Source organism: Pseudomonas sp. MYb185, from assembly GCF_002979975.1.
In the GTDB taxonomy this organism is placed as follows: Bacteria; Pseudomonadota; Gammaproteobacteria; order Pseudomonadales; family Pseudomonadaceae; genus Halopseudomonas.
Genome location: NZ_PCQD01000001.1, coordinates 169,191 through 195,916 on the forward strand (window position 1 = coordinate 169,191; position 26,726 = coordinate 195,916).

General features: G+C 63.1%; 23 protein-coding genes and 1 pseudogene. 19 read left to right on the forward strand and 5 right to left on the reverse strand.

What is annotated here, in order from left to right:
* Positions 1 to 57 precede the first annotated feature (57 nt).
* Both secD and secF read left to right on the forward strand, forming a co-directional pair.
* Positions 58 to 1,938: a protein translocase subunit SecD gene (gene secD / locus CQ007_RS00805; protein WP_105643017.1), complete on the forward strand. Its 1,881-nt coding sequence runs from the start codon at positions 58 to 60 to the stop codon at positions 1,936 to 1,938.
* Between the two features lie 11 nt (positions 1,939 to 1,949).
* Positions 1,950 to 2,861: a protein translocase subunit SecF gene (gene secF / locus CQ007_RS00810; protein ID WP_105643018.1), complete on the forward strand. Its 912-nt coding sequence runs from the start codon at positions 1,950 to 1,952 to the stop codon at positions 2,859 to 2,861.
* A gap of 62 nt (positions 2,862 to 2,923) precedes the next feature.
* Here the strand turns inward: secF and suhB are convergent, their stop codons facing one another.
* Positions 2,924 to 3,739: an inositol-phosphate phosphatase gene (suhB, locus tag CQ007_RS00815; RefSeq protein ID WP_105643019.1), complete on the reverse strand. Its 816-nt coding sequence runs from the start codon at positions 3,737 to 3,739 to the stop codon at positions 2,924 to 2,926.
* Positions 3,740 to 4,025: 286 nt separating this feature from the next.
* Between suhB and trmJ the strand changes: the two genes are divergently transcribed.
* The 12 genes and pseudogenes from trmJ (at position 4,026) to der (ending at position 16,071) form a co-directional block, all read left to right on the forward strand.
* Positions 4,026 to 4,805, forward strand: a complete 780-nt coding sequence (gene trmJ / locus CQ007_RS00820; RefSeq protein ID WP_105643020.1) for a tRNA (cytosine(32)/uridine(32)-2'-O)-methyltransferase TrmJ — start codon at positions 4,026 to 4,028, stop codon at positions 4,803 to 4,805.
* A gap of 2 nt (positions 4,806 to 4,807) precedes the next feature.
* Positions 4,808 to 5,589, forward strand: a pseudogene (gene cysE / locus CQ007_RS00825) (serine O-acetyltransferase); the annotation flags it as partial.
* Between the two features lie 60 nt (positions 5,590 to 5,649).
* Positions 5,650 to 6,804, forward strand: coding sequence for an IscS subfamily cysteine desulfurase (locus tag CQ007_RS00830; protein WP_105643022.1), 1,155 nt, complete (start codon positions 5,650 to 5,652; stop codon positions 6,802 to 6,804).
* 123 nt (positions 6,805 to 6,927) lie between these two features.
* Positions 6,928 to 7,359, forward strand: coding sequence for a nucleoside-diphosphate kinase (gene ndk / locus CQ007_RS00835; RefSeq protein ID WP_105643023.1), 432 nt, complete (start codon positions 6,928 to 6,930; stop codon positions 7,357 to 7,359).
* Positions 7,360 to 7,393: 34 nt separating this feature from the next.
* Positions 7,394 to 8,542 (forward strand): 23S rRNA (adenine(2503)-C(2))-methyltransferase RlmN, encoded by a 1,149-nt coding sequence (gene rlmN, locus CQ007_RS00840; RefSeq protein WP_105643024.1) that lies wholly within the window; start codon positions 7,394 to 7,396, stop codon positions 8,540 to 8,542.
* 23 nt (positions 8,543 to 8,565) lie between these two features.
* The gene (gene pilW / locus CQ007_RS00845; protein ID WP_105643025.1) at positions 8,566 to 9,324 is read left to right on the forward strand and encodes a type IV pilus biogenesis/stability protein PilW; all 759 of its coding nucleotides are present in this window, start codon (positions 8,566 to 8,568) and stop codon (positions 9,322 to 9,324) included.
* A complete protein-coding gene (locus CQ007_RS00850) occupies positions 9,324 to 10,283 on the forward strand; it encodes a RodZ domain-containing protein (RefSeq protein ID WP_105643026.1) in 960 nt (319 codons plus the stop codon). The genes pilW and CQ007_RS00850 overlap by 1 nt, the downstream gene beginning before the upstream one ends.
* Positions 10,284 to 10,294: 11 nt before the next feature.
* Entirely contained in the window at positions 10,295 to 11,407 is a 1,113-nt protein-coding gene (gene ispG / locus CQ007_RS00855) for a flavodoxin-dependent (E)-4-hydroxy-3-methylbut-2-enyl-diphosphate synthase (RefSeq protein ID WP_105643027.1), read from the forward strand.
* Positions 11,408 to 11,432: 25 nt separating this feature from the next.
* Positions 11,433 to 12,710 carry a histidine--tRNA ligase gene (hisS, locus tag CQ007_RS00860; protein WP_256582154.1) on the forward strand — a complete coding sequence of 426 codons (1,278 nt, stop codon included), beginning with the start codon at positions 11,433 to 11,435 and terminating at the stop codon, positions 12,708 to 12,710.
* A gap of 37 nt (positions 12,711 to 12,747) precedes the next feature.
* Positions 12,748 to 13,392, forward strand: a complete 645-nt coding sequence (locus CQ007_RS00865) for a tetratricopeptide repeat protein (RefSeq protein WP_105643028.1) — start codon at positions 12,748 to 12,750, stop codon at positions 13,390 to 13,392.
* A gap of 5 nt (positions 13,393 to 13,397) precedes the next feature.
* Positions 13,398 to 14,534, forward strand: a complete 1,137-nt coding sequence (gene bamB / locus CQ007_RS00870) for an outer membrane protein assembly factor BamB (protein ID WP_105643339.1) — start codon at positions 13,398 to 13,400, stop codon at positions 14,532 to 14,534.
* A gap of 94 nt (positions 14,535 to 14,628) precedes the next feature.
* On the forward strand, positions 14,629 to 16,071 hold the full coding sequence (gene der, locus CQ007_RS00875; protein WP_105643029.1) for a ribosome biogenesis GTPase Der: 1,443 nt from the start codon (positions 14,629 to 14,631) through the stop codon (positions 16,069 to 16,071).
* 203 nt (positions 16,072 to 16,274) lie between these two features.
* On the opposite strand, the gene CQ007_RS00880 is transcribed toward der, so the two are convergent.
* On the reverse strand, positions 16,275 to 18,398 hold the full coding sequence (locus CQ007_RS00880) for a hypothetical protein (RefSeq protein ID WP_105643030.1): 2,124 nt from the start codon (positions 18,396 to 18,398) through the stop codon (positions 16,275 to 16,277).
* Positions 18,399 to 19,042: 644 nt separating this feature from the next.
* Positions 19,043 to 19,426 carry a hypothetical protein gene (locus CQ007_RS00885; protein WP_105643031.1) on the reverse strand — a complete coding sequence of 128 codons (384 nt, stop codon included), beginning with the start codon at positions 19,424 to 19,426 and terminating at the stop codon, positions 19,043 to 19,045.
* 252 nt (positions 19,427 to 19,678) lie between these two features.
* Between CQ007_RS00885 and CQ007_RS00890 the strand changes: the two genes are divergently transcribed.
* The 3 genes from CQ007_RS00890 to CQ007_RS00900 all read left to right on the forward strand — a co-directional run bounded on the left by CQ007_RS00890 (position 19,679) and on the right by CQ007_RS00900 (position 24,030).
* Positions 19,679 to 22,408, forward strand: coding sequence for a cation-transporting P-type ATPase (locus tag CQ007_RS00890; RefSeq protein WP_105643032.1), 2,730 nt, complete (start codon positions 19,679 to 19,681; stop codon positions 22,406 to 22,408).
* A 161-nt stretch (positions 22,409 to 22,569) separates the two neighbouring features.
* Positions 22,570 to 23,010 (forward strand): nuclear transport factor 2 family protein, encoded by a 441-nt coding sequence (locus CQ007_RS00895; RefSeq protein WP_105643033.1) that lies wholly within the window; start codon positions 22,570 to 22,572, stop codon positions 23,008 to 23,010.
* 57 nt (positions 23,011 to 23,067) lie between these two features.
* A complete protein-coding gene (locus CQ007_RS00900) occupies positions 23,068 to 24,030 on the forward strand; it encodes a nitronate monooxygenase family protein (protein ID WP_105643034.1) in 963 nt (320 codons plus the stop codon).
* Positions 24,031 to 24,209: 179 nt separating this feature from the next.
* Here the strand turns inward: CQ007_RS00900 and CQ007_RS00905 are convergent, their stop codons facing one another.
* Positions 24,210 to 24,737 carry a PadR family transcriptional regulator gene (locus CQ007_RS00905; RefSeq protein WP_105643035.1) on the reverse strand — a complete coding sequence of 176 codons (528 nt, stop codon included), beginning with the start codon at positions 24,735 to 24,737 and terminating at the stop codon, positions 24,210 to 24,212.
* A 9-nt stretch (positions 24,738 to 24,746) separates the two neighbouring features.
* Positions 24,747 to 25,187, reverse strand: coding sequence for a YtoQ family protein (locus tag CQ007_RS00910; protein WP_105643036.1), 441 nt, complete (start codon positions 25,185 to 25,187; stop codon positions 24,747 to 24,749).
* 149 nt (positions 25,188 to 25,336) lie between these two features.
* Here CQ007_RS00910 and CQ007_RS00915 point away from each other — a divergent pair, with 149 nt between their 5' ends.
* On the forward strand, positions 25,337 to 25,966 hold the full coding sequence (locus tag CQ007_RS00915; RefSeq protein WP_105643037.1) for an SCO family protein: 630 nt from the start codon (positions 25,337 to 25,339) through the stop codon (positions 25,964 to 25,966).
* A 3-nt stretch (positions 25,967 to 25,969) separates the two neighbouring features.
* Entirely contained in the window at positions 25,970 to 26,635 is a 666-nt protein-coding gene (locus tag CQ007_RS00920; RefSeq protein WP_105643038.1) for a cytochrome c oxidase assembly protein, read from the forward strand.
* The last annotated feature ends 91 nt before the right edge of the window (positions 26,636 to 26,726 follow it).

Consider the following 26,726-nt stretch of genomic DNA (forward strand, 5'->3'; position numbering starts at 1 on the left):
CCTTCCAAGACTTGTATCCGGGCGCGTTCAGCGCCCGGATCACTATCGGGCCCTGACATGCTCAATCGTTACCCTTTGTGGAAATATCTGCTTATCGTGGCCGTGCTCGCGCTTGGCCTGATATACGCAACACCCAACCTGTATCCCGATGATCCGGCGATCCAGATCTCCGGCATCAGCTCCACGCAAACCGTCGAGCAGAGCGATCTGGCGCGTATCGAGCGGGCGCTGAACGAAGCCGGTATCGCCACCAAGGGTGTCGAGCTCAGCGATAATGCCAGCTCCGGCCTGGTGCGCCTGACCGATCTGGAAGACCAGTTGCCAGCGCAGGACATCGTGCGCCGCGCACTGGGCAACGAATTCGTGGTGGCGCAGAACCTGGCGGCGACCACGCCCAACTGGCTGCTGAATATCGGCGCTGGCCCGATGAAGCTCGGCCTGGACCTGGCTGGTGGTGTGCACTTCCTGCTGGAAGTGGACATGGAGAAGGCCATCGAGGCCCGCATCAATGTCTACGACAGCGAGCTGCGTACCCTGTTTCGCAGCGAACGCATTCGCTACCGCAGCCTGCCCAAGCAGGGTAACGTCCTGCAGTTCGGCTTCACCGACGGCGCTGATCTGAGTGCCGCGCAGCGGCAGATCGCCAGCAAGTACAACGAATTCCAGGTGACCACCACGCGCCGCGACAATATGGACGTGATGCGCCTGGCCCTGACCGATGCGAAGATGACCGAGATCCGCGAGTACTCGGTGCGCCAGAACCTGACCACGGTACGCAACCGGGTCAACGAACTGGGCGTGGCCGAGCCGCTGGTCCAGCGCCAGGGTGCCAACCGTATCGTCGTCGAGCTGCCCGGGGTGCAGGACACTGCCGAGGCCAAGCGAATTCTCGGCAAGACCGCCAACCTCGAGTTCCGTCTGGCGGCCGAGCCCAATGCGCCACGCGCCACCGTCGAAACCTTCGAGTTCCGTGACGGCATTGGCCGCCCGGCGGCGGATGTCGAGCGCAGCATCATCCTCACCGGGGACCAGGTCACCGATGCCCAGTCCAACTTCGACGAGAATGGCAGCCCGCAGGTGAACATCCGCCTGGATGGGCATGGCGGCGAGCTGATGACCCGTGCCACGCGCAACAATGTTGGTCGCGGCATGGCGGTGCTGTTCATCGAGCAGCGCGAAGTGCCGCAGACGGTGATGCAGGAAGTCGACGGCATGATGCAGGAAGTGACGGTGCCGACCTTCGTCGAAGAGAAGACGATCATCAGTCTGGCGACCATCCAGAGCACCCTGGGCAACCAGTTCCGCATCACCGGTCTGGGTTCGCCGGCTGAAGCCTCCGAACTGGCCCTGCTGCTGCGTGCCGGTGGCCTGGCTGCACCGATGTACTTTGCCGAGGAACGCACCATCGGGCCAAGCCTGGGCGCCGAGAACATTGCCAATGGTATCGCTGCCACTCAGTTGGGCTTCATCCTGGCCATGCTGTTCATGGTAGTGGTCTACCGCGGCTTTGGTTTCCTGGCCAGTGTCGCGCTGAGTTTCAACCTGGTGTTGCTGCTGGCGCTGATGTCGCTGCTGGGGGCGACCCTGACGCTGCCGGGTATTGCCGGTATCGTGTTGACCCTGGGTATGGCGATCGACGCCAACGTGCTGATCTTTGCCCGGGTGCGTGAAGAGCTGGCGGCCGGCTCCTCGGCGCAGCGCGCCATCCATGAGGGCTTCGACAAGGCCTTCACTGCCATTCTCGACAGTAACCTGACCACCCTGCTGGTAGGGATCATCCTGTTCGCCATGGGCTCGGGCCCGATCAAGGGTTTCGCCGTTACCCTGTCGCTGGGCATCGTGACTTCGCTGTTCAGTGCCATCCTGGTAACCCGCGCGTTGATCAACCTGTTCCTTGGTGGGCGTACCAGTAAAACGCTCAGCAAGCTGTGGCTGTGAGGAGTCATCTGATGTTCAATAAAACCATCAACTTCATGCGCTGGCGTAAACCTTTCTACGCCATTGCACTCCTGTTCAGCCTGTTCTCCATCGGCAGCCTGGCGGTCAAGCAGCTCAACTTCGGCCTGGAGTTCACCGGTGGTGCGCTGGTAGAGCTGAACTACAGCGAGCCGGTCGAGCTGGAGTCCATTCGCCAGACACTGCATGGCGCCGGCTGGGGCGATGCCATCGTGCAGAACTTCGGCTCCGCTTCGGATGTGATCATCCGCCTGTCCAGCGAGGACCCGGAGCTGGGCAACCAGATTGCCCGATTGATCCAACGCGAGGACGCAGAGCATGAGGTGACCGTCAAGCGCGTTGAGTTCGTTGGCCCTCAGGTGGGCGAGGAACTGCGCGACCAGGGTGGTCTGGGCATGCTGCTGGCCCTGGCCGGGATCATGCTCTACGTGGCCCTGCGCTTCCAGGTCAAGTTCGCTGTAGCGGGCCTGGCGGCGCTGCTGCATGACGCGATCTTCACCCTGGGGCTGCTGTCATTCTTCGGTATACCCTTTGACCTGACGGTGCTGGCAGCGCTGCTGGCGGCGGTCGGTTACTCGTTGAACGACACCATCGTGGTATTCGACCGGATCCGGGAAAACCTGCGTCTGATGCGCACGTCCGACCTGACCCATGTGATCAACGTCTCCACCACCCAGACTCTGGCCCGGACCCTGGCGACCTCGGTGTCGACCATTCTGGTACTGATGTCATTGCTGGTCTTTGGCGGCGAATCACTGCAGAGCTTCGCCATTACCCTGATCATCGGGGTGGTGATCGGCACCTACTCGTCGATCTACGTGGCCAACGGTCTGCTGATCAACCTCAAGCTGACCCGTGAGGACCTGATTCCCAAGCAGTTGGAAGAAGTCGACGACCGGCCCTGAGTTCAGGTCGTGCATAAAAAAACCCGGCTACCGAAAGGCGCCGGGTTTTTTTAGATCATCGATCAGCGCTTCATCGCTGGTGTCAGGTGCGGCTGGATGGCGGTCAATACGGCCTTGAAGCACTTCGGGTTGCCGGCCACCACATGCCCCTTGTCGAGGAAGTGGTTGCCGCCGGTGAAGTCGCTCAGCAGGCCGCCGGCTTCCTGGATCAGCAGGCTGCCTGCGGCCATGTCCCACTCGGCCAGGCCGAATTCCCAGAAGGCGTCATAGCGGCCGGCGGCCACATAGGCCAGGTCCAGGCTGGCGGCGCCGCAGCGGCGGATGCCGGCGGTCTGGCCGACCAGGCTGCGGAACATGCCCAGGTAGTTGTCCAGCGACTCGATCTGGTCTTCCTTGAACGGGAAGCCGGTACCGAGCAGGGCGCCCTCCAGGCTCTTGCGCTGGCTGACGCGCAGGCGCTTGCCGTTCAGTGCAGCGCCACGGCCACGGCTGGCGGTGAATTCTTCCTGGCGCACCGGGTCCAGCACCACGGCATGCTCGATACGGCCCTTGATGCGGCAGGCGATGCTCACTGCGAAATGCGGTACGCCACGCAGGAAATTGGTGGTGCCGTCCAGCGGATCGATGATCCAGACGATATCGGCACCCTCGCCACGCCCTGGCTGGAAGCCCGATTCCTCGGCATGGATGCCGTGGTCCGGATAGGTGCGGCGCAGTTGCTGGATGATTGCCTGTTCCGCAGCCCGGTCGACCTCGCTGACGTAGTCGTTCGCTTCCTTCTCGTCGACGGTCAGGACATCCAGCCTTTCCATGGAGCGGTAGATCAATTCTCCGGCGCTGCGCGCGGCGCGCAGGGCGATGTTCAACATGGGCTGCATACGGGGTATCTCTGGTAGGGGTACGAAAAGCCGGAAATTATAGCAGAGTTGCCGGGCGACTTGCACAAACGATCATGCCACCATCGGTACCCCGAATCATGCAAGTCCGCAGTGGCGTGATCGTTCCCTCTTCCGGCACTGCGTGCCACCTTCTCCCAGGGCGGGAGAAGGTCATCAGATGGCGTCGCTGCGCGACTTTCACGTTTATGCATCGTAGGCAGGGGCAGGTGAATTTTAGTAAGATGCAGGTCTTTCCTTTCTGCATCGCTGCAACTCTGGAGTATCCGTGTTCGACAAAGTACGCGTGGTTCTGGTGAATACCAGCCATCCCGGCAATATCGGTGGCGCAGCGCGGGCCATGAAAAACATGGGGTTGAGTCAGCTGGTGCTGGTCGATCCCGAACGTTTTCCAGACCCGGAAGCGGTATCCCGCGCCTCCGGCGCGGACGACCTGCTGGCCAACGCCCGGATAGTCGCCACCCTGGAGGAGGCGCTGGCCGATTGCGTACTGGTGCTCGGCACCAGCGCCCGCGATCGGCGCATTCCCTGGCCGGTGGTCGATCCGCGGGAAGCGGCGGACAAGGTGCTCGATCAGCTCGAAGGGCCGGCCAGTGGTCCGGTGGCCCTGGTCTTCGGGCGCGAAGACTCCGGCCTGACCAGCGATGAGCTGCAGCGTTGCCGTTTCCATGTGCATATTCCCTCCAACCCGGAGTTCAGCTCGCTGAACCTGGCTACCGCGGTCCAGGTGCTGGCCTACGAGTTGCGTATGCAGAGCCTGCAGCGCCAGGGTCAGCCGACCAAGATGCACAAGATCGAAACCACCGCGCCGGACAACGAAGTGCCGGCCACGGCCGAGCAGATGGAGCTGTTCTACCAGCATCTGCAGCAGGTGCTGGTTGAAATCGGCTTCCTTGACCCTCAGCATCCAAGGAAGCTGATGTCCCGTCTGCGTCGTCTGTACGGGCGCAGCCAGCCCAATCTCGTGGAAATGAACATCCTGCGCGGGATCCTGACTGAAACCCAGAAAGCCATCGGCGTGCAGGCGTCCGGTGCGCGGAGACATTGAGTATGTTCGACAGCATGAAGGAAGATATCGCCAGCGTATTTCACCGTGACCCCGCTGCGCGTACCCGGATCGAAGTGCTGTTCTGTTACCCCGGTCTGCACGCGATCTGGATGCATCGCCTGGCCCACTGGCTGTGGCGCCGCGACGCGCGGCTGCTGGCGCGCATGGTGTCGAACCTGGCGCGCTGGCTGACCGGTATCGAGATTCACCCCGGGGCCAAGCTGGGCCGGCGCTTCTTCATCGATCATGGCATGGGTGTGGTGATTGGCGAGACCGCCGAGATCGGTGATGACGTGACCCTGTATCAGGGCGTGACCCTGGGCGGCACCAGCTGGAACAAGGGCAAGCGTCATCCGACCCTGGAAGACGGCGTGGTGGTCGGGGCTGGCGCCAAGGTGCTCGGGCCCTTCACCGTGGGCAAGGGCGCCAAGATCGGCTCCAATGCGGTGGTCACCAAGGCGGTGCCGGCCGGCGCCACCGCGGTCGGTATTCCCGGTCGCATCATCATCAAGGAAGAAGGCAAGGACGACGAACAACATGTCAAGCGCCAGGCCATGGCCGAGAAGATCGGCTTCGATGCCTACGGCGAGACCCGTGACATGCCCGACCCGGTGGCCAAGGCCATAGGGTTGATGCTGGACCACATGCATGCCGTCGATGGTCGCATCGAGGGCATGTGCAAGGCATTGAACGAGCTGGGTAGCGATTACTGCGCCCGCGATCTGCCGAAACTGGATACCGAGGATTTTGAAGCGCTCATGGAGGATGCGGACATCCAGCCGCCCGAACAGGACGCCAAGGCGTCCGCGCCGCGCTGACACTTGAAACGGAACAGACCCTGGCCATGAAATTACCGATCTATCTCGATTACGCCGCCACCACGCCGGTCGACCCGCAGGTGGCGGAAAAGATGTGTGCCTGCCTGACCATGGACGGCACCTTCGCCAACCCCGCGTCGCGCTCGCACCTGTATGGTTGGCAGGCTGAGGAAGCGGTGGAGCTGGCGCGGCGCCAGGTAGCCGATCTGGTCGGCGCCGACCCGCGGGAGATCATCTGGACCTCGGGCGCCACCGAATCCGACAACCTGGCGATCAAGGGCGCTGCGCATGCCTTTGCCGAGCGCGGCCGGCATATCGTCACCTCGCAGATCGAGCACAAGGCGGTGATCGACAGCTGTCGTCAGCTGGAGCGGGAAGGTTTCGAAGTCACCTACCTCAAGCCGGGCACCGATGGTCTGATCACGCCCGAGCAGTTGCGCGCGGCGCTGCGTGAGGACACCATCCTGGTGTCGCTGATGCAGGTCAACAACGAGATCGGCGTGATCAATGATATCGCTGCGCTGGGCGCGGTAGCGCGCGAGCGGGGTGTGCTGTTCCATGTCGATGCGGCACAGTCCACCGGCAAGCTGGCAATCAATGTCAAACAGCTGCCGGTCGACCTGATGTCCTTCAGTGCGCACAAGAGCTATGGACCCAAAGGCGTCGGCGCGCTCTATGTGCGGCGCTCGCCGGATGTCCGCATCGAGGCGCTGATCCATGGCGGCGGGCATGAGCGGGGTATGCGTTCGGGCACCCTGGCACCGCATCAGCTGGTCGGCATGGGCGAGGCATTCGCCCTGGCCGGGGCGCAGATGGCCGAGGAAACCCGGCGTATCGCCGCCTTGCATGCCCAGTTGCTGGAAGGGCTGGCCCCGCTGGACGGGGTATCGCTCAATGGCTCGGCGCAGCACCGCGTGCCGCACAACCTGAATCTGGCATTCAGCGGGGTGGATGGGGAACTGTTGCTGCTGGCCTTGCGCGACCTGGCGCTATCCACTGGTTCGGCCTGCACCTCGGCCTCGGTCGAGCCGTCCTATGTGCTGCGTGCCATCGGTCTGCCCGACAATCTGGCGCACAGCTCCATTCGTCTGTCACTGGGCCGCTACACCACCGAAGAGAATGTGCAGCACGCCGCCGAGATACTGTGCAAGGCGGTGACCCGTCTACGCCAGAACGGGTAATACGGCGTTTCAACTCGATTGCCGGGGGCTGTTACGCATTTGCGGTCAACCTGCGTATAATCTGCGGGTTAACAATTCCTGTTATCTGTCAATCCATCCTTTGAATACTGTCTGGAGAGTTTCATGGCCGTAGAACGCACCCTGTCCATCATCAAGCCCGATGCCGTCGCCAAGAACGTGATCGGCCAGATCCTGAGCCGCTTCGAGCAAGCCGGTCTGAGCGTCGTTGCGGCCAAGATGGTGCAACTGTCCCAGGCTGACGCCGAAGGTTTCTACGCCGAGCACAAGGAACGCCCCTTCTTCAAGGACCTGGTCAGCTTCATGACCTCAGGCCCGGTCGTGGTACAGGTGCTGGAAGGTGAAGGCGCGGTACTGAAGAACCGCGACCTGATGGGCGCTACCAACCCCAAGGAAGCCGCTGCCGGCACCATCCGCGCTGATTTCGCCGAGTCCATCGACGCCAACGCCGTGCACGGTTCCGACTCCGCCACTTCCGCTGCCCGTGAAATCGGCTATTTCTTCGCCGAAACCGAGCTGTGCCAGCGTACCCGCTGAGCCAGCCGCAGACACCAACGAGTGATGTATCGCCATGACTGACATGACCGGCAAGACCAACCTGCTGGGCCTGACCCAGGCCAAGCTGGAAGCCTTCTTCGAGGAACTCGGGGAAAAGCGCTTTCGTGCCGGGCAGGTCATGAAATGGATACATCACTTTGGTGTCGACAATTTCGATGACATGACCAATGTCGGCAAGGCCCTGCGCGAAAAGCTCAAGGCCCGCGCCGAGATCCGCGGCCCGGAAGTGGTCAGCGAAGATATTTCCAAGGATGGCACGCGCAAGTGGGTGGTGCGCGTGGCATCCGGTAGTTGCGTCGAGACGGTGTACATCCCGCAGAATGGCCGCGGCACGCTGTGCGTGTCTTCGCAGGCTGGCTGCGCGCTGGACTGCAGTTTCTGCTCGACCGGCAAGCAGGGCTTCAACAGCGACCTGACCGCCGCCGAGATCATCGGCCAGGTATGGATAGCCAACAAGTCCTTCGGCACCGTGCCGGCCAAGGTCGATCGTGCCATCACCAACGTGGTGATGATGGGCATGGGCGAGCCGCTGCTCAATTTCGACAACGTGGTCGACGCCATGACCCTGATGATGGATGACCTCGGCTACGGTATTTCCAAGCGCAAGGTAACCCTGTCCACTTCAGGCGTGGTGCCGATGATCGAGAAGCTGGGACAGGTCACCGATGTGGCGCTGGCATTGTCGCTGCACGCACCGAACGACGAATTGCGCAATCAACTGGTGCCGCTGAACAAGAAATACCCGTTGTCGGTCTTGCTGCCGGCCTGCAACGCCTACATTGCCGGGCTGGGCGAGAAGCGCTTCCTGACCATCGAGTACACGCTGCTCAAGGACGTCAACGACCAGCCGGAACATGCCCGGCAGATGATCGAGCTGCTGCGCGAGACGCCGTGCAAGATCAACCTGATTCCCTTCAACCCCTTCCCGTATTCCGGATACGAGCGGCCGAGCAACAATGCCATCCGTCGTTTCCAGGACCTGCTGCACAACGCTGGCTACAACGTCACCGTGCGCACTACCCGGGGAGAGGATATCGATGCAGCATGCGGACAGCTGGTCGGCCAGGTCATGGACAGGACCCGGCGCAGTGAACGCTATATCGCGGTACGCCAGTTGGCCGACGAGCAGGCCGGCGTCACCGCACCGACAGATCGCCGATGACATCCAATCGAGGAACGAGGGTGATGAGCAAGCATATTGTGGTGATCGGATTAATGGCCCTGTTGCTGGGCGGCTGCGTGACCACGTCCGACCAGCCCCAGCGCAAGACCAATCCGAACGAAGCGCGGGACGCCTATGTCCAGCTCGGTCTGGGTTATCTGCAGAAGGGCGAGACCGAGCGTGCCAAGGCGCCGCTGAGCGAAGCGCTGAAGATCGATCCGCGCTCGGAGTCGGCGAACGTCGCGCTGGCCCTGGTGTTTCAGCAGGAGGGCGAGAACAAGCTGGCGGAGAAGCATTTTCGCGCGGCGCTGGCCAGCTCACCGAACAATGCACGGATCCTGAATAACTACGGCGCCTTCCTGATGGACCAGGAGCGCTACGACGATGCACTGGGATATTTCCAGAAGGCCTCGGAAGACACTTTTTATGTCGAGCGGTCGCGGGTTTTCGAGAACCTCGGGCTGGCCTATCGCCGGCTCGGCAATACCGAAGATGCCAAGGCCAGCTTCGAGCGTGCGCTGCGTCTGAACAGTCGCCAGCCGCTGGCGCTGCTGGAACTGGCGCAGATGGAGTTCGAGGCGGAGAATTTCGTACCGGCCTGGAACCACTATCTGGGCTTCACGCAGATGTCCGCGCAGAACGCCTCCAGCCTGTGGCTGGGGGTGCAACTGGCGCGGCGCTTCAATGATCACAACCGGGCGGCCAGCTATGCCCTGCAATTGCGGCGACTGTATCCGGCCACGCCGGAAGCCCGTGCCCTGCTTGAGTCGGAGTCGTCCTGATGGTGGAAGAACTGGGAGCGGGGGCCGGCACCGAGACCGCCCCGATCAATCCGGGCGAACTGCTGCGCAGCGAGCGGCTGCGGGTGGGTTTCAGCGCTGAGGAAGTGGCTACCCATCTGCACCTGTCGAAAACCACGCTGGGGTATCTGGAGGAGGGGCGTTTCGACCGTCTGCCAGGTGATACCTTTGCCCGCGGTTATGTACGGGCCTATGCGCGGCTGCTCAAACTCGACCCCAACACCCTGGTCAAGCATTACGACCGCTATGTCGGCGCCGACCGCCGTGAACAACGGGTCAGCAGTATCGACAAGGTGGTGGTGCCGCCACGGCGCGGTGCGCGGCTGGTCATGGCACTGACTACCCTGGTGGTGGTCGCGGTGATGCTGTCACTGGGTCTGTGGTGGTGGAGCGTAAGCCGTGATGGCGCTGGCCAGACCGAGGAAGCGGGAGTCCGGGCGCTGATCGATGATGTGCAGGTGGACGCCATGGCATTGCCGGAGAGCTTCGCCAGCCCCGCCGCGATCGATCCGCTGGTACCCTTGCCGGCAGCTTCGGTGCAGACTGACGAGCCTGTAGCTGCCGAGGAGCCGGAGGCCGATGCGGCAGGTGATGCTGCCGAGCAGGGCGCAGTCCCGGCCGAGACCGCCACCGCGCCGCCGCAGCCGGCTGCGGCTGCAGCCGAGGCTCCCGCGCCGACGCCCAGTGCCACCGACGCAGGTAATGGCCTGGTCATGACCTTTTCCGCCAACTGCTGGGTGCAGGTCAGCGTGCCCGGCGGTCGGGTACTGCACAGCGCGCAGATGCAGCAGGGCCAGACCTTGAACATCACCCAGCAGGGACCCCTGGATCTGGTGATCGGGGCCGCCAGTGCGGTGTCGACAATTGAATACAACGGCCAGCCAGTGGAGCTCAATGCCAACAGCCAGTCCGGCGTGGCGCGGCTCCGTGTGGGCCAGTAAGAGGTAAGCCAATGCATCAGGAATCTCCTGTCAAACGAAGAAAGTCCCGCCAGATACGGGTCGGCTCGGTACTGGTCGGTGGCGATGCGCCGATTTCGGTACAGAGCATGACCAACACCGAAACCTGCGACGTTGCCGCAACGGTGGGACAGATTCGCCAGCTGGAGGCCGTGGGTGCCGATATCGTCCGGGTATCCGTACCGAGCATGGAAGCCGCCGAGGCCTTCGGTCAGATCCGCAAACAGGTGAATATGCCGCTGGTGGCCGATATTCACTTCGACTACAAGATCGCCCTGCGCGTGGCCGAGCTGGGCGTCGACTGCCTGCGCATCAACCCCGGCAATATCGGTCGTGAAGACCGGGTCAAGGCAGTGGTGGATGCGGCGCGTCACCATGGCATTCCGATCCGCATCGGCGTCAACGCCGGCTCGCTGGAAAAGGACCTGCAGAAGAAGTACGGCGAGCCGACCCCCGAGGCGCTGGTCGAATCGGCCATGCGCCACGTCGACTATCTCGACAAGCTGGATTTCCAGGACTTCAAGGTCAGCGTCAAGGCCTCCGACGTGTTCATGGCCGTCGGCGCCTATCGCCTGCTGGCCCAGCAGATCGAGCAGCCGCTGCACCTGGGTATCACCGAAGCAGGCGGCTTGCGCTCCGGCACCGTCAAGTCCTCCGTGGGGCTGGGCATGCTGCTGGCCGAGGGGATCGGCGACACCATCCGCATTTCCCTGGCGGCTGACCCGGTACAGGAAATCAAGGTCGGCTTCGACATCCTCAAGTCCCTGCGTCTGCGCTCGCGTGGCATCAACTTCATCGCCTGCCCCAGCTGCTCGCGGCAGAACTTCGATGTGGTGAAAACCATGAACGAGCTGGAAGAGCGTCTGGACGATGTGCTGGTGCCCATGGATGTAGCGGTGATCGGCTGTGTGGTCAATGGCCCCGGCGAAGCCAAGGAGGCGGATATCGGCCTGGCTGGCGGCTCGCCCAACAACCTGGTGTACGTGGATGGTGCGCCGAGCGAGAAAGTGACCAATGACAACCTGGTGGACCGACTGGAACGGCTGATTCGCGACAAGGTCGCCGCCAAACAGGCCCTGGACGACAACACCATCGCCCGCGGCTGAGTGCCCGATTCAAAGGAAACGAAACTTGAAGAACCTGCAAGCCGTGCGCGGCATGAACGACATCCTGCCCGCCGACAGCGCGTTGTGGCAATACCTGGAAAGCACCGTGGCCAAGGTCCTGGCCGGCTACGGCTATCAGCAGATTCGTCTGCCGATCGTCGAACCCACTGAGCTGTTCAAGCGCTCCATCGGTGAGGTCACCGATATCGTCGAGAAGGAAATGTACACCTTCGCCGACCGTAACGGCGACTCCCTGACCCTGCGCCCGGAGGGCACCGCCGGCTGTGTGCGCGCCATGCTCGAGCACGGTCTGCTGGGTGGTGGTGTCAGCCACAAGGTCTGGTACACCGGGCCGATGTTCCGTCACGAGCGTCCGCAGAAGGGCCGGTATCGCCAGTTCCATCAGGTCGGGGTGGAAACCTTCAACCTGACGGGCCCGGATATCGACGCTGAACTGATCATTCTCAGCTGGCGTCTGTGGCAGCAGCTGGGCCTGGATGAAGCCGTCACCCTGGAACTCAACAGCCTCGGTTCCAGCGCTGACCGTGCCCGCTACCGCGACGATCTGGTGACCTACCTGCGTGCGCGCTTCGAGCAACTGGATGAAGACAGCCAGCGCCGCCTCGACAGCAACCCGCTGCGCGTGCTGGACAGCAAGAACCCGGACACCCAGGCGTTGCTGGCCGATGCCCCAAAACTGGCCGATTACCTGAACGATGAGGCCCGCGCGCATTTCGACGGCCTGCGCGCGCTGCTGGATGCCGCCGGCATTCCCTACGTGATCAATCCGCGCCTGGTACGCGGGCTGGACTACTACGGGCTGACAGTGTTCGAATGGGTCACCGACAAGCTCGGCGCCCAGGGCACCGTGTGCGCCGGCGGCCGCTATGATGGCCTGGTGGAACAGTTGGGTGGCAAACCGGCACCGGCGGTCGGGTTCGCCATGGGCATGGAGCGGCTGTTGCTGCTGATCGAGACCCTCGGCAAGGTGCCGGCCGAACTGTCCCGGCAAGTCGATGTCTATCTGGTCACGCTCGGTGGCGGCACCCAGCAAGCAGCTATCCGCCTGGCCGAACAGCTGCGCGATGCCTTGCCCGGAATACGTCTGGTAGTGCATTGTGGCGGCGGCAGTTTCAAGAGTCAGTTCAAGAAGGCTGACAAGTCCGGTGCGCTGTATGCACTGATCCTCGGTGAAGAGGAAGCCGCCGCCGGGCAGGTGGGGCTCAAGCCCCTGCGCGGTGATGGCGAACAGCTGAACCTGGCATGGGACGCCGTGCCGCAGCAGCTGCGCGACCTATTGTAAGAACACGAACCAAACTGACGCGGTAAAGGAGAGCAGGGTGAGTTACCAGACGGAAGAAGAACAGGTAGAACGCATCAAGGAAGTCTGGCATCGCCACGGTGTGCCCGTGCTGACCGGTATTGTCTTGGCGCTGGCTGGCGTATTCGGCTGGAATGGCTGGAGCAACTACCAGGAAACCAAGGCCGCCAATGCGTCCGCCGTGTACCAGAGCATGCTCGAAAGCGTGCTGCAGGATGACAGCGAAGCCGGCCGCACCCGCGGCGCCGAGCTGGCCGAACAGTTGCGCAGTGACTACCCCGGTACCCGCTACGCCCTGTTCGCCGCGCTGATGCAGGCACGGTTGGCGGTGGAGGCGGGTGATTTCGATGCGGCCGAAACACTGCTGCGCGATGTTGCCAGGAATGGCAAGGATGCGGCGTTGCAGGAAGTTGCCCGTCAGCGTCTGGCCCGTGTCCTGGCGCAACTGGAGCGTGCCGAGGAAGGCCTGGAGCTGTTCTCTACGCCGGTGACCGGCGAGCTGCTGGCCAGCCGTGAGGAAGTACGCGGCGACCTGCTGCTGAGCCTGGGCCGGTTGTCTGATGCCCGCCAGGCCTACCAGGCGGCGCTGGAGGCCACTGTCGATCAGCGTGCGCGCCCGCAACTGCAGTTGAAACTGGATGACCTGGCGGAGGAAGCCTCTTGAAGTTGATGACCCGAACTCTGGCCGCCGGGCTCGCTGCCCTGTTGCTGGTCGGTTGCAGTGGTTCCTCGAAGAAGGAACTGCCGCCGGCGGAACTGGAAAAATTCACTGCCGAAGTGCAGCTCGACCGTAGCTGGAAACGCAATATCGGCGTTGGCCAGGGCGAGCTGTTCAACAACCTGCAGCCCGCCCTCGATGGCCTTACCCTGTATGCCGCCGATGCCAAAGGCCGGGTGGTCGCCATGGATCGGGATACCGGCAAGGTCAACTGGCAGGTCAAGCTCAAGGAGCCGCTGTCCGGCGCGGTTGGCGTTGGTGGTGGCCGGGTGCTGCTCGGTACCCTGGATGGTCGCGTGATCACCCTGGACGAGAACGATGGCAGCGAACTCTGGCGCGCCCAGGTATCCAGCGAAGTGCTCGCTCCGCCGCAGACCAATGGCGACATCGTGGTGGTGCAGAGCCAGGACGACAAGCTGGTGGCACTGGATATCGGTACCGGCGAGCAGCGCTGGATCTACGAATCCAGCCTGCCGGTGCTGACCGTGCGCGGTCACAGCACGCCGGTGGTATCCCTGCATCGGGTCTACGCCGGTCTGGCCAGTGGCCGGCTGGTGGCACTGGATGCCGAGAACGGCATCCCGCTGTGGGAGCAGCGTATTGCCCAGCCCCAGGGCCGCTCGGAACTGGAACGCATGGTCGATATCGATGGTCGGCTGCTGCTGGATGACCAGACCCTGTATGCCGCTACCTACCAGGGCAACCTGGTGGCGGTCGATGCCGAGTCAGGCAACATCCGCTGGCAGCGTCCGACTTCCAGCCATGCCGGCCCCGGCGCAGGTTTTGGCAGCGTCTACCTGAGCAAGGCCGACGGCACCGTCGAAGCCTACGATCAGAACCGCGCTACCCCATTGTGGACCAATGACAACCTGCTGCGTCGCCAGCTCACCGGCCCGGTTGCGTTCAGCAGCTATGTGGCGGTAGCCGACTTCCAGGGCTATCTGCATCTGCTGGCGCAGACCGATGGTCGTCTGGTCGGTCGCGTGCGGGTCGACAGCAAGGGCGTGCGGGTACCGCCGATCGTGCAGGGTGGCACCTTGTATGTGTACGGCAACAGCGGTGATCTGGCAGCCTACCAGCTGCGCTGAAGCCGAAACAGGTTATACTTTCCCGGCCGCTGCCCGCTGAAGGCGCAGCGGCCTTTTTGTTTTTGTTTGGCACCACAAGGTGCGCGGAGTAAGCATGGTTCCTGTTATCGCCCTGGTGGGCCGGCCGAATGTCGGTAAATCCACGCTGTTCAACCGTCTGACCAAAAGTCGTGACGCCATAGTCGCCGACGTGGCCGGGTTGACCCGCGACCGCCAGTACGGCGAAGCGGTCTGGCAGGGCAAGCCCTATATCGTCGTCGATACCGGTGGCCTGACCGGAGACGAACACGGCATCGAGACCATCATGGCCGGGCAGTCGCTGCAGGCCATCGAAGAGGCCGATGCGGTCCTGTTCCTGGTGGACGCCCGGGCGGGGCGCACCGCCGGCGACGAAATGATCGCCGAGCATCTGCGCAAGCGCGACAAGCAGACCTTCCTGATCGCCAACAAGGTGGACGGTGCCGACCAGGACTCGATCATCGGTGAATTCGCCGCTCTGGGTCTGGGCACGCCGATCGGCATCGCCGCCGCGCATGGGCGCAACATCAATCCCATGCTCGAAGCGGTACTGGTCGAAGGCGATATCCAGACCACCGAACTGGACGAGGATGGCAACCCCATCGAGCGTCTGCCGGTCACCCCCATCGGCACCAAGATCGCGGTCATCGGCCGGCCCAACGTCGGCAAGTCGACCCTGGTCAACCGCCTGCTGGGCGAGGAGCGGGTGGTGGTGTTCGATCAGGCCGGTACCACGCGGGACAGTATCTATATCCCCTACGAGCGCCACGACAAGCCCTATACGCTGATCGATACCGCCGGCGTGCGGCGGCGCGGCAAGGTGTTCGAGGCGATCGAGAAATTCTCGGTGATCAAGACCCTGCAGGCGATCCAGGATGCCAACGTGGTGGTGTTCGTGGTCGATGCCCGCGAGGGTATCGTCGAACAGGATCTGCACCTGCTGGGCTTCGTCCTGGAAGCCGGTCGTGCCCTGGTGATCGCCATCAACAAGTGGGATGGCATGGAGCAGAGCGAGAAGGAATACGTCAAGACCGAGCTGCAGCGCCGGCTGATCTTCACCCAGTTCGCCGATCAGCATTTCATCTCGGCCCTGCATGGCAGCGGCGTCGGTCTGCTCTACAAGTCGGTGGATCAGGCCTTTGAAAGCGCCATGACCAAGATTCCGACCAAGCGCATGACCGAGATTCTCGAAGCAGCGGTGGCCGAACACCAGCCGCCGCTGGTCAATGGGCGTCGTATCAAGCTGCGCTATGCCCACCTGGGCGGCTCCAATCCGCCGATCATCGTGATCCACGGCAACCAGGTTGATGCGGTGCCGCGCTCCTACACGCGCTACCTGGAGAACGTCTTCCGCAAGGTGCTGAAACTGTCCGGCACGCCGATCCGCGTCGAATACAAGGGCGGCGACAACCCCTATGCGGAGAAGAAGAACAAGCTGTCGGAGCGCCAGGTGAACAAGAAGCGGCGCCTGATGAGTCACCACAAGAAGGCCGAGAAGAAGCGCCGGGACAAGCGCTGATCTCTCGCGGGGTGTAGCGCCCCTGCGCTACGCCTGCGACCTGCAGCAACCCCAACCCATGCAGGTCGCCATGGGTTGGGGTGTAGCACCCCTGCGGCCTTGCAGCAACCCCAGCCCCGTCGTCGCGCAGGCGCGCGACAACCCGTGCAGAGGCGCCGCCACGGGTTGGGGTGTAGCGCCCCTGCGCTACGCCTGCGCTGCTATCACGGCTGCAATACCCCCACCAGCAGACCGATGGCATCCCCCGCCTCGGTATCCAGGCGATAGTTGAGGATCAGCAGGCGATTGCCCTGTTGGACATAACCGTTGGCGCTGAAGGTCGCTTCGCGCCCATCGGCCAGGGTGGTCTGTCCGCTGAGGCTGACCTGCCCGTCGCTGCCGACAGAGACCTGGCCCTGCTCGGAGAGGCTGATGTTCAGCGGATCACTGTTGGAGCCTTCGCCCAGACCATTGTTCACCGCCACCTGGGTCTGCAGTGATGTGGCCAGATTGGCGCTGGTATTGCTGTCGAAGTCGAGGAATCCGGCATTGAAGCGATGCGCTGCCAGGCTACCCGTCTGGGCATCGGTGCCCAGGCCGAACAGGCGATAGCGCTGCCCGGCCATATTCGCATCCTGCGCCGCCTTGACGCCGACCACGAACTGACGCTCACCTTCGGATACCCACAGGCGGTCACCATCATCGCTGTCCAGCACATCCTGCAGGCTGGGGCTCTCCCGTGACAGCACCAGTGTCAGGCCATCGGCCGAGGCCCAGCCGCTCAATGGGCTATCTGCCAGTTCCTCCGGGGTTTCTGCCAGCTTCAATTCCCCGTCACTGGCCAGGCTGAACACGGCGTTGCCGCAGTTGTCACCCAGCTCAGCAGTCGAACCGTAATAGGTCGGCTGGATATTGCCCAGCTCGATATACAGGCCCCGCTCGACGGTTTCGCAGAACTGCAGCGTGCCATTGCTGGCGAAGTCGAAGCTGCCGACGAAGCTGGACAGATCCAGGGTGCCGGGGTTCTCGCCGCTCAGTTCGATCATGCCGTAGCTGCCGGACAGAGCCGGACGGCTGGTGGCTTTCTTGACGATGATGCCCAGGCTGCCGTTCATCACCTGTTCCACCAGCGCATTGTCACTGTTGCGGTCACGGACTTCGCGTAGCTGGAAGGTACTGTCGACCAGCACGTTGAATGGCGCGTCGGCAGGCCCGGCGGCTAGCAGCCGGCTGGCGGATTCAAATTCCCGGTCACTGCAGTCGGCGGCCGGGGTCGCGCACTGCGGGTATTCGCCAGAGTCGCGGTCATAGTCGGTGACCTCTTCCCGGCTCGGCATGCTGAAGCCACGTGAGTCGATGGTGAATCCGGCCTCGTCCGCCTCATCATCGATCCAGGCCCGCGCCTCGGTGTTGCTGTTGCTGCCCAGCAGGTTGACGAACTCGTAGTCGAAGTTGTCGCCGGCAGCGAGACGGAAGGTGGCCTGGTCGCCGGCAACGCTGATATCCGCATTCAATGTCCTGTGTCCGCCCAGCAGGTAGCCGCTGCGGAACACCCCCAGGCTGGTGCTACTGCTGTAGTAACTGCCGGTGGCCTGGCTCGCCAGGGTTGCGGTTACCGGTGGCGTGGCCTTTTCGTCGAGCTGATCGTCGATCACCGCCGCCAGGCGGGCACCCACCTCCTCAAGCAGGTCTTCGGTACTGGTCGAGGTATAGATGGCGTTATACAGGGCCTGCTGGATGTCCTCGTTCTGGCTCACCAGATCCTCGATCTCGCTGATCAGGTCGTTGATCTCGGCAGGTTCCAGTTCGTCCAGCTGGCTGATCCGGTTGGCCAGCAGTTTGGTCACCAGAGTGGTGATCGGTGTGGCGGTCAGCGAGCCGGAGCTGGCGGGTACCCGGAAACTGATACCGGGGTTGATCCCGGAGGCATTGCTCAAGGCAATCTCGAAGTAATGCTCGAGGCCGGCTTCATCAGCCGTGGTAACGCTATAGGTGCCGTCACCATTGTCCACCACCTCGCTGATTTCCCGTTCCGCATCATCGCTGAGGTTCCTCAGCGTGAAATCGCCAGGCTGCAGCCCATCGAGCAGTTCGGCCAGCGCCGGGGGCACCAGCAGGTTGATCAGCGCGCTGGCCAGTTGTTCAGCCGGGCTCAGCCGGGCAGGCCCCAGGGTCAGGCCGAGGCTTTCGGGAACATCCACGCTCAGGGTATAGGTGAAGCCGCCACCGGGTGCCGGTTCGGGAGCGGAAGAACTGCTTCCGCCACCACCACCGCCGCCAAAGCAGCCAGACAGCATGGCGGCGGAAGAAACCGCAAGAGCCAGAGGCAACAGAGTAAATCGACGCATGGCGAAATCCTTTTTTTAGATAGTTAAGTCCTCCGAAATGTAGTGAGTGTGATGGCGTTATGTCATACCCATATTTGGGTAAGAATCAGGGGGCGTGAAAGCCATTTGTGAGGTTTGGCGCGGCTGCGCTACGGCTATTAACCGAAGCTGCTGAAAAACTGTCGTCGAGCAGGCGCTCGACAACCCGGTAGGAGGTGGCGCTTGGTCCGGGGTGTAGCGCCTCGATCCGCGTTCGGGCGCTACGCTTGCAGCGCGACGCGATCCCTAAACCGTCGTCGAGCAGGCGCTCGACAACCCGGTAGGAGATGGCGCTTGGTCCGGGATGTAGCGCCCCGGTCGGCGTTCGGGCACTACGCCTGCAGCGCGACGCGATCCCTAAACCGTCGTCGAGCGGGCGCTCGACAACCCATGGAGGTGCGGCGCCCGGGGTTGGGGTGTAGCGCCCCGATTCGCGTTCGGGCGCTACACCTATTGCCCGAAGCTGACCCAAACCGTCGTCGAGCGGGGGCTCGACAACCCATGGAGATGCGGCGCCCGAGTTTGGGGTGTAGCGCCCCTGCGCTACGCCAACTACGCAGCAGCAGTTGCAATCGTCGCCGAGCCCGAACGCGGATCGGGGATCGGGGCTCGACGAGCCAGCGCGCTTACTGCAACAGAAACCCCGCGGCACGCTCGCCATCCAGCACCAGGCGGGCCAGGCTGTCGTCGCCGCCATCGGTAAAGCTGATCTTCCACAGATCCACCCGATAGCCTTGCTGCTGCAGCGAGGTCAGGTACTGGGCCTGATAGCCCTGCTCGACGCGCATGCCCACTACCTGCGCGACTTCATCGAACTGCGGCTGGCTGATGCCGGCCTGGAATTCATCGTTGCCCAATTGCATGAACTGCTGGTAGTCCTGGCTGGCGATCGCACCCATCAGCTGGGAAAGCATCTGCCGGGCTGGGGCCGGTTCGCTGTCGGCGACGCTGCCGAATGACAGCAGCAGCCCTGCGGTGAGCAGGACATAACGTGCCGTGGGAAGGTACATGGGGCTGGCCTCCTGTGAATTGAAGGAGTTGAGTATAGTCAGTGCTATGCTGATAAGCCCAACGGTGGTGGCAGCCTTCCCGGAAGCGCGATGTGGCTTGACCTGTATCAACGTGCGGCGGTTTTTCCGGCCAGGTTGGTGGACCTGGCGGTGGGTGGCTTGTACTCTTTTCCCATTACCCATCGCTCAGCCTGCGGGGGCGTGTTGCGTATCGGGTTCCATGCTCTTTTCCAGCGATGAAAGGCCGACGACATGACTGAAGTGGATGGGCGAACCACCGCAGAGGCTACTGCCTGGCACACCTTGGAGCGGGAGGTGGTCGAGCGGCAACTGGGCACTGGCCCCGCCGGACTAGCGGAGGCGGAGGTCGCGCGACGGCTGGCCGAACATGGCCCGAACCGCCTGGCGCCACCCAAGCGTCGCGGTCCCTTGCTGCGCTTTGTACTGCAGTTCCACAACATCCTGCTGTATGTGATGCTCGGCGCTGCGTTGATCACCGCGTTGCTCGGTCACTGGGTCGATACCGGGGTATTGCTCGGTGCGGTGGTGATCAATGCCATTATCGGTTTCATTCAGGAGGGCAAGGCCGAGGCCGCCCTCGACTCCATCCGCACGCTGTTGTCCACTCATGCCACCGTGCTGCGCGATGGCTCCCGCCGTGAGATCGATGCTGCCGAACTGGTACCCGGCGATGTAGTGCTGCTGGCTTCCGGCGACCGCGTTCCCGCTGACCTGCGGCTGGTCGAGGTCAAGGACCTCAAGGTGGAGGAGGCGGCCCTGACCGGGGAGTCCCTGGCGGTGGACAAGAGCATTGCCCCGGTAGCTACCGATGCTTCCTTGGGTGACCGCTACGGCATGGCCTATTCCGGCACCCTGGTGGTCTACGGCCAGGCCCGTGGCATCGTCGTGGCCACCGCGGGAGCCACCGAGCTGGGTCGCATCAACCAGATGCTGGCCAGCATCCGTAATCTGTCCACGCCGCTGTTGCGTCAGGTTGATCGTTTCGGTCGCATACTGGCGCTGGTCATCCTGGCCTTCTGTGCCCTGACCTTCGTACTCGGGACCGTGCTGCGCGGCCATCCGGCGTCGGACATGTTCATGATGGTGGTGGCGCTGGCGGCATCCGCCATTCCCGAAGGGTTGCCGGCGATCATGACCGTGACCCTGGCCCTCGGTGTGCAGCGCATGGCGCGGCGCAACGCGATCATCCGCCGGCTGCCGGCGGTCGAGACCCTCGGCTCGGTGACGGTGATCTGCTCCGACAAGACCGGCACCCTGACACGCAACGAGATGACCGTGCAACGGGTGGTCTGCGCCGATCAGGTATTCGATGTGGACGGTGTCGGTTATGCCCCGGTCGGTGATTGTAGTATCGCCGGGCAGCTGGTGGACCCGGCGCAGTACCGGGCGCTGACCCTGGCGGTACGCGCCGGGGTATTGTGCAATGACGGTCGCCTGCGACAGACCGATGGTCAGTGGCACATCGAGGGCGATCCCACCGAAGGGGCGTTGCTGGCGCTGGGCGGCAAGCTGGGGCTCGACCAGGATGAGAGTGCCGGCAACTGGCCACGGCTGGACTCGATTCCCTTCGAGTCGGAACACCGTTTCATGGCGACCCTGCATAACGATGCCGAGGGTCAGCCATGGATTTTCGTCAAGGGCGCCCCGGAGCGGATCATGGAGATGTGCTCCCACCAGTTGGGGAACGACGGCGACCAGCCACTGGATGCCGACTACTGGCGACGCATGGCCACGGATATCGCTGCCCGCGGTCTGCGGCTGCTGGCGTTTGCCTGCAAGCGGCAGGGGCCGGGCGGTGAACGTCTGGGGTTTGCCGATGTGGAAGACGGCTACAGCATGCTGGCATTGGTCGGCATCATCGATCCGCCACGGGAAGAGGCGATCCATGCGGTTGCCGAATGCCACCGGGCCGGCATCCAGGTGAAGATGATCACCGGCGACCATGCCGAAACGGCCAAGGCCATTGGTGCCCAGTTGAATATTGGCATCGGTAAACCGGCTATTACCGGGGCCGAGTTGGCGTTGATGGATGATGCGGCGCTGCGCCGGGTGGTGATGGAGGTGGATATCTTCGCCCGCGCCAGCCCCGAGCAGAAACTGCGCCTGGTGCAGGCGCTGCAGGATGACGGGCAGGTGGTGGCGATGACCGGCGATGGGGTCAACGACGCCCCTGCACTGAAACGGGCGGATGTCGGTGTGGCCATGGGCCTGAAGGGCACCGAGGTGGCCAAGGAAGCCTCGGACATGGTACTGGCCGACGACAACTTCGCCACCATCGCCCGCGCCGTGCGTGAGGGTCGTGCGGTCTACGACAACCTGAAGAAATTCATCCTGTTCATGCTGCCGACCAACGGCGGTGAATCGCTGGTGGTGCTGGCGGCGATCCTGTTCGGCCTGACGCTGCCCCTGACCCCGGCCCAGGTACTCTGGATCAACATGGTTACCGCCGGTGCCCTGGGCCTGGCGCTGGCCTTCGAGCCAGCCGAGCGCGGCATCATGAACCGTCGGCCACGACCGCCGGGTGAGGCGCTGTTGTCCGGTTTCTTCGTCTGGCGGGTATGCCTGGTGTCGGTACTGATGGCGACCGGCGCGCTGGGGCTGTTCCTGTGGGAGCTGGACAACGGTGCCAGTCTGGAGACCGCCCGGACCATGGCGGTCAACGCCGTGGTGGCGGCGGAAATGTTCTATCTGATCAACAGCCGCTATATCCTGGCTCCGGTACTCAACCGTGAAGGGTTGCTTGGCAACCGCTACGTGTTGCTGGCCATTGCCGTGTGTATTCCCTTGCAACTGCTGTTCACCTATCTGCCGCTGATGCAGGGCATCTTCGGCTCGGTGGGGCTGACGCCGGAGCAGTGGCTGAAGGTGGTCGGGGCAGGGTTGCTGGTGTTCGTCGGTGCCGAGCTGGAGAAGCGGTTGATCCGCAATACCCGCTTTGCACCCGCGTCGGCGAAGAGCTGAGTGCCTGGAAAGCGACAGCTGATATGCAACTGGTTGCACAGTGGGCGAAGGGTTGCTAATTTATGCAACTGATTTCATATCGTGTCCGGTCGCCTCATCGAACACTCTCGGGCTGATCGGGAGTCAACTGTTGCATTGCACCGCCAACCAAGGAACCCATCATGCAGATAGAACAATTATCCCCTGCAGCACAGGAAACCCTCGCCGCCTGGCACCATATCCTCGAACGCAATGCCATGGAGGAGCTGGACCCGCTACTGGCCGATGCCATCGTATTCCGTTCCCCGGTGGCGCATCGTCCCTATCCGGGGCGGGAGGCGATCAAGCTGGTGCTGAAGAACGTCAACATGGTGTTCCAGGACTTCACCTACCACCGCAGCTTTGTCAGTGAAGATGGTCACAGCGTGGTGCTGGAGTTCGCTGCCAACGTCAACGGCAAGCAGCTCAAGGGCATCGACATGCTGCGTTTCGATGCGCAGGGCAAGATCGTCGAGTTCGAGGTCATGGTGCGCCCGCTCAGCGGACTGCAGGCGCTGGGTGAAGAAATGGCCAAGCGCATGGCCCCCCATGCGGCGGTGCTGTACGGCGAATCGGCCAGCTGAAAAGGCGCAGACGCTGTTGACTGTCTCTAATCCCTACCATCCTGTTTCGGAGTGATCATGTCTCTGCCTGATATCCTCAAGGGTCGTCTGTCCATCCCGGTGGTCGGCTCGCCGTTATTCATCATTTCCAATCCCGACCTGGTGATTGCCCAGTGCAAGGCCGGTGTGGTGGGTTCCTTCCCATCGTTGAACGCGCGTCCGGTGGAGGTGTTCGAGCAATGGCTGCAGCGCATTACCAGTGAGTTGGCCGAATACGATGCGCAGCATCCCGAGCGGCCATCGGCGCCCTTTGCGGTCAACCAGATCGTGCACAAGTCCAATGACCGCCTCGAGCAGGACCTGGCGCTGTGCGTCAAATACAAGGTGCCGATTGTCATCACTTCGCTGGGTGCGCGTGAGGATGTGAACAACGCGGTGCATTCCTATGGCGGTATCGTGTTGCATGATGTGATCAACAACTTCTACGCGAAAAAGGCCATCGAGAAAGGCGCTGACGGGCTGATCGCCGTGGCCGCCGGTGCGGGCGGGCATGCCGGCACGCTGTCGCCGTTTGCCCTGATCCACGAAATCCGCGAATGGTTCGATGGGCCGCTGCTGCTGTCCGGTGCCATTTCCAACGGCAATGCCATTCTCGCGGCGCAGGCGGCGGGTGCGGACCTGGCTTATATCGGTTCGGCATTCATTGCCACCACCGAGGCCAACGCCGATCAGGCCTACAAGGACATGATCGTCGACAGCACAGCCTCGGAGATCGTGTACTCCAACCTGTTCACCGGCGTGCACGGTAACTACCTGAAAAAGAGCATCATCAACAGTGGCCTGGACCCCGAAGCGCTGCCTGAATCCGACCCGTCGAAAATGAACTTCGGTTCCGGCGGCAGCAGCAAGGCCAAGGCCTGGCGGGATATATGGGGAGCAGGGCAGGGCGTGGGTGCGGTGAAGCAGGTGGTGCCGGCGGCAGAGCTGATCAGCCGGTTGCAAGCCGAATACCAGGTAGCCAGGGAGCGTCTGGCGCTGTAGTCAGTCGCCTGTTGGCGACGCAGTTGCTTGCGGGACCGTGACGCACAGCACAGGTTTCTGGGAGGGCCGAGTTGCATCTCGACCCAGCGCGGCATGCGGCGCCGCTGGCCGGGATGGAACCCGGCCTTCCATGGTTCGGTGGTTGGGGGGCAGGTCTGTAGAGCCTTGCCCAGGCGGCTTCACTCCACCAGGGGCCGGGTTTGCTCAGCCCAGTTCAACCAGTTCTCTTCGGCCATGATGCCCATGCGCAGTACCGCGTGTTGCAGCTTCTGCGCATGGGGCATGTCGGTGGCGGCGAAGTCGCGCTGCTCGATCTCGCGATAGACCTGCAGGCGCGCTTGGTGCTCTTCGACCAGCCGGCGCAATTCCCGTCCCGCACCTAGCGGCCCCATGACCGCTTCGGCGCGCAGCTTGATCAGCAGCGCCTGGTCACTGCTGCCCGCGCTACCTGGCTCCGCCACCCAGCGCGCCAGTTCCTGACGTCCGGCGTCGAGTACGTGATAGGTCTTCTTGCGCCGGCTGGCGCCGGACGGATCCTCCTTCACCAGCACCCAGCCGGCATCGGCCATGCGCCCCAGCTCGCGGTAGATCTGCTGGTGGCTGGCCTGCCAGAAATAGCCCATGGAATGATCGAAGCGGTTGGCCAGTTCATAGCCGGAGGAGGGCTTTTCCAGCAGCGAGGTCAGCAGCGCGTGTTGGATCGACATGGGGGCAGGTTAATCCCGCAGTACGTAGGACAGGATGTCCACCACCTGTTCGGTGGTCGTGGCCCAGGCCATGGCGGCGGCATCCACTTCCTTGAGCGGGTGGATGATGTCCTCGGCATGCAGGGTCACATAGGGTTTGCCCAGGGCGGCGCAGTAACCCGCATCGAAGGCGGCATTCCACTGCTTGTACTTGTCGCCGAAACGGACCACCACCAGGTCGCTCTGCTCGATCAGGGTCTTGGTGCGGATGGCATTGACCTTGGCTGACTTGTGGTCGCGCCAGAAGGCATTGCTCTCGGCGCCCAGATGATCGCCGGCGGCATCGCTGGCGTCATGGTCGGTGACCGCCGAGGTGAATTCGATCTTCAGGCCCCGGGCCTCTGCGCCGCGCTTGATTTCCTCACGCCAGTCGGTGTGGATCTCGCCGGACAGATAGACTGTGAAATACATAGTGCCTCCCATTGAATGAACCGCCCGACCTTACCAAAGTCGGCAGTAAAGACAAAATCGGATAAATGCACCTGATATGGGCGGGCAGGGGAACCTTGGCGTCCCCTGGTCCCTCAATAACTGATATGAACCGCCATCCGTGAGAGAACATGACACTGCGCGCCAGACTGGTAGCTTTCGGGCTCGGGATGCTGTTGTTGCTCGCCGGCCTGCCGGTGGCCTACCTGACCTGGCCCGCCCGCGTGCCGGTGGCGGCGCCGATCGACAGCGAGGCAATGACCACCCTCCATGGTTTGCAGGACCAGAATGGGCAGGTGATCACCGAACACAGCTATCGCGACCGTTGGCTGCTGTTGTTCTTCGGTTTCACCCATTGTCCGGATGTGTGCCCGACCACACTGAGCACCGTGGCCCAGGTCCTCGAGCGCCTGGGCGACGACGCCGAGCGCTTGCAGCCCCTGTTCATCACCCTGGACCCGGAGCGCGATACACCTGCGCTGCTGGCAGAGTATGTCGGCTTTTTCGATGAGCGCATCCAGGGCCTGACCGGCACGCCCGAGCAGATTCAGACGGTGGCCGACGCCTACGGCATATACTTCAAGAAAGTGCCGACCCAGGACAGCTATATGCTGGATCACAGTTCCACCCTGTTGCTGCTCGGGCCTGACGGGCAGTTGCTGGCGCGCTTTCCCCAGCAGACGGAGGCCGATGACATGGTTGATGACATTGCCCGGGCCCTGGGAAAGGCACCTGGAGCTTTGCAGCATGCGGCGTACTGACGAATGAGGACTGGTCCGGGTGCAGGCGCATGGCCGTTGGCGCTGGGGTTCGTGGTCCTCGCGGGACTCTGGCTCGGCCCGTTGCCGGCGATGAGCAGAACCGCGTTCTCGGCGCATATGCTGCTGCATCTGGGCGTGGTGGTGCTGGCGGCTCCCTTGCTGGCAATCGGTCTGGTGCGCGCCGGCGTATGCCTGGACCGGGTCGGTGGTCTACGAACCTGGATGGTCGTGGTGTTCGCGATGGAGATGGTGGTGGTCTGGGGCTGGCACGCGCCGGCGCTGCACGAGGCTGCCGCCCGCCACGTCGGGGTGTTCGTCCTCCAGCAGTTCAGTTTCCTGGTGGTGGGGCTGGGCGTCTGGCTGCTCGGCTTTGCCACGCTGCAGCGTGGTGCCATGGCCACGGCCATCCTCGGTTTCGCCCTGACCTCGACGCATATGACCATGCTGGGGCTGCTGCTCACGCTGGCGCCAAGGCTCATCTATCCCGCGGAGCTGTGTCTGGGCGCGTTCGGTTTCGAGCAATTGGAGGATCAGCGCTTCGGCGGGGTACTGATGGCTGCCTGGGGCGGGCTGGCCTATATGGCCGGCGGCGTGGTGCTGGGCTGTCGCTTGCTATGGGGAGCTGATGTGGAGGAGGTGGTGCCGGGGGAGCAGCGCGACTGGCGATGAAGCGGGAACCGGTCCGAATGGCTCCAACCCCCGTCATCCTTCGCCCCCCCCATCCTTCGCGCCACCCCGTCATCCTTCGCGAAGGCGAAGG

Bases quoted from the DNA above. Each gene is read 5' to 3' on its own strand.
- CQ007_RS00920 (WP_105643038.1), top strand. From the start codon at position 25,970: ATGAGGACTGGTCCGGGTGCAGGCGCATGGCCGTTGGCGCTGGGGTTC.
- ndk (WP_105643023.1), top strand. From the start codon at position 6,928: ATGGCCGTAGAACGCACCCTGTCCATCATCAAGCCCGATGCCGTCGCC.
- CQ007_RS00900 (WP_105643034.1), top strand. From the start codon at position 23,068: ATGTCTCTGCCTGATATCCTCAAGGGTCGTCTGTCCATCCCGGTGGTC.
- pilW (WP_105643025.1), top strand. From the start codon at position 8,566: ATGAGCAAGCATATTGTGGTGATCGGATTAATGGCCCTGTTGCTGGGC.
- bamB (WP_105643339.1), top strand. From the start codon at position 13,398: ATGACCCGAACTCTGGCCGCCGGGCTCGCTGCCCTGTTGCTGGTCGGT.
- ispG (WP_105643027.1), top strand. From the start codon at position 10,295: ATGCATCAGGAATCTCCTGTCAAACGAAGAAAGTCCCGCCAGATACGG.
- CQ007_RS00895 (WP_105643033.1), top strand. From the start codon at position 22,570: ATGCAGATAGAACAATTATCCCCTGCAGCACAGGAAACCCTCGCCGCC.
- CQ007_RS00885 (WP_105643031.1), bottom strand. From the start codon at position 19,426: ATGTACCTTCCCACGGCACGTTATGTCCTGCTCACCGCAGGGCTGCTG.
- CQ007_RS00910 (WP_105643036.1), bottom strand. From the start codon at position 25,187: ATGTATTTCACAGTCTATCTGTCCGGCGAGATCCACACCGACTGGCGT.
- CQ007_RS00880 (WP_105643030.1), bottom strand. From the start codon at position 18,398: ATGCGTCGATTTACTCTGTTGCCTCTGGCTCTTGCGGTTTCTTCCGCC.
- CQ007_RS00850 (WP_105643026.1), top strand. From the start codon at position 9,324: ATGGTGGAAGAACTGGGAGCGGGGGCCGGCACCGAGACCGCCCCGATC.
- rlmN (WP_105643024.1), top strand. From the start codon at position 7,394: ATGACTGACATGACCGGCAAGACCAACCTGCTGGGCCTGACCCAGGCC.
- CQ007_RS00890 (WP_105643032.1), top strand. From the start codon at position 19,679: ATGACTGAAGTGGATGGGCGAACCACCGCAGAGGCTACTGCCTGGCAC.
- secF (WP_105643018.1), top strand. From the start codon at position 1,950: ATGTTCAATAAAACCATCAACTTCATGCGCTGGCGTAAACCTTTCTAC.
- CQ007_RS00905 (WP_105643035.1), bottom strand. From the start codon at position 24,737: ATGTCGATCCAACACGCGCTGCTGACCTCGCTGCTGGAAAAGCCCTCC.
- CQ007_RS00830 (WP_105643022.1), top strand. From the start codon at position 5,650: ATGAAATTACCGATCTATCTCGATTACGCCGCCACCACGCCGGTCGAC.
- der (WP_105643029.1), top strand. From the start codon at position 14,629: ATGGTTCCTGTTATCGCCCTGGTGGGCCGGCCGAATGTCGGTAAATCC.
- suhB (WP_105643019.1), bottom strand. From the start codon at position 3,739: ATGCAGCCCATGTTGAACATCGCCCTGCGCGCCGCGCGCAGCGCCGGA.
- CQ007_RS00915 (WP_105643037.1), top strand. From the start codon at position 25,337: ATGACACTGCGCGCCAGACTGGTAGCTTTCGGGCTCGGGATGCTGTTG.
- secD (WP_105643017.1), top strand. From the start codon at position 58: ATGCTCAATCGTTACCCTTTGTGGAAATATCTGCTTATCGTGGCCGTG.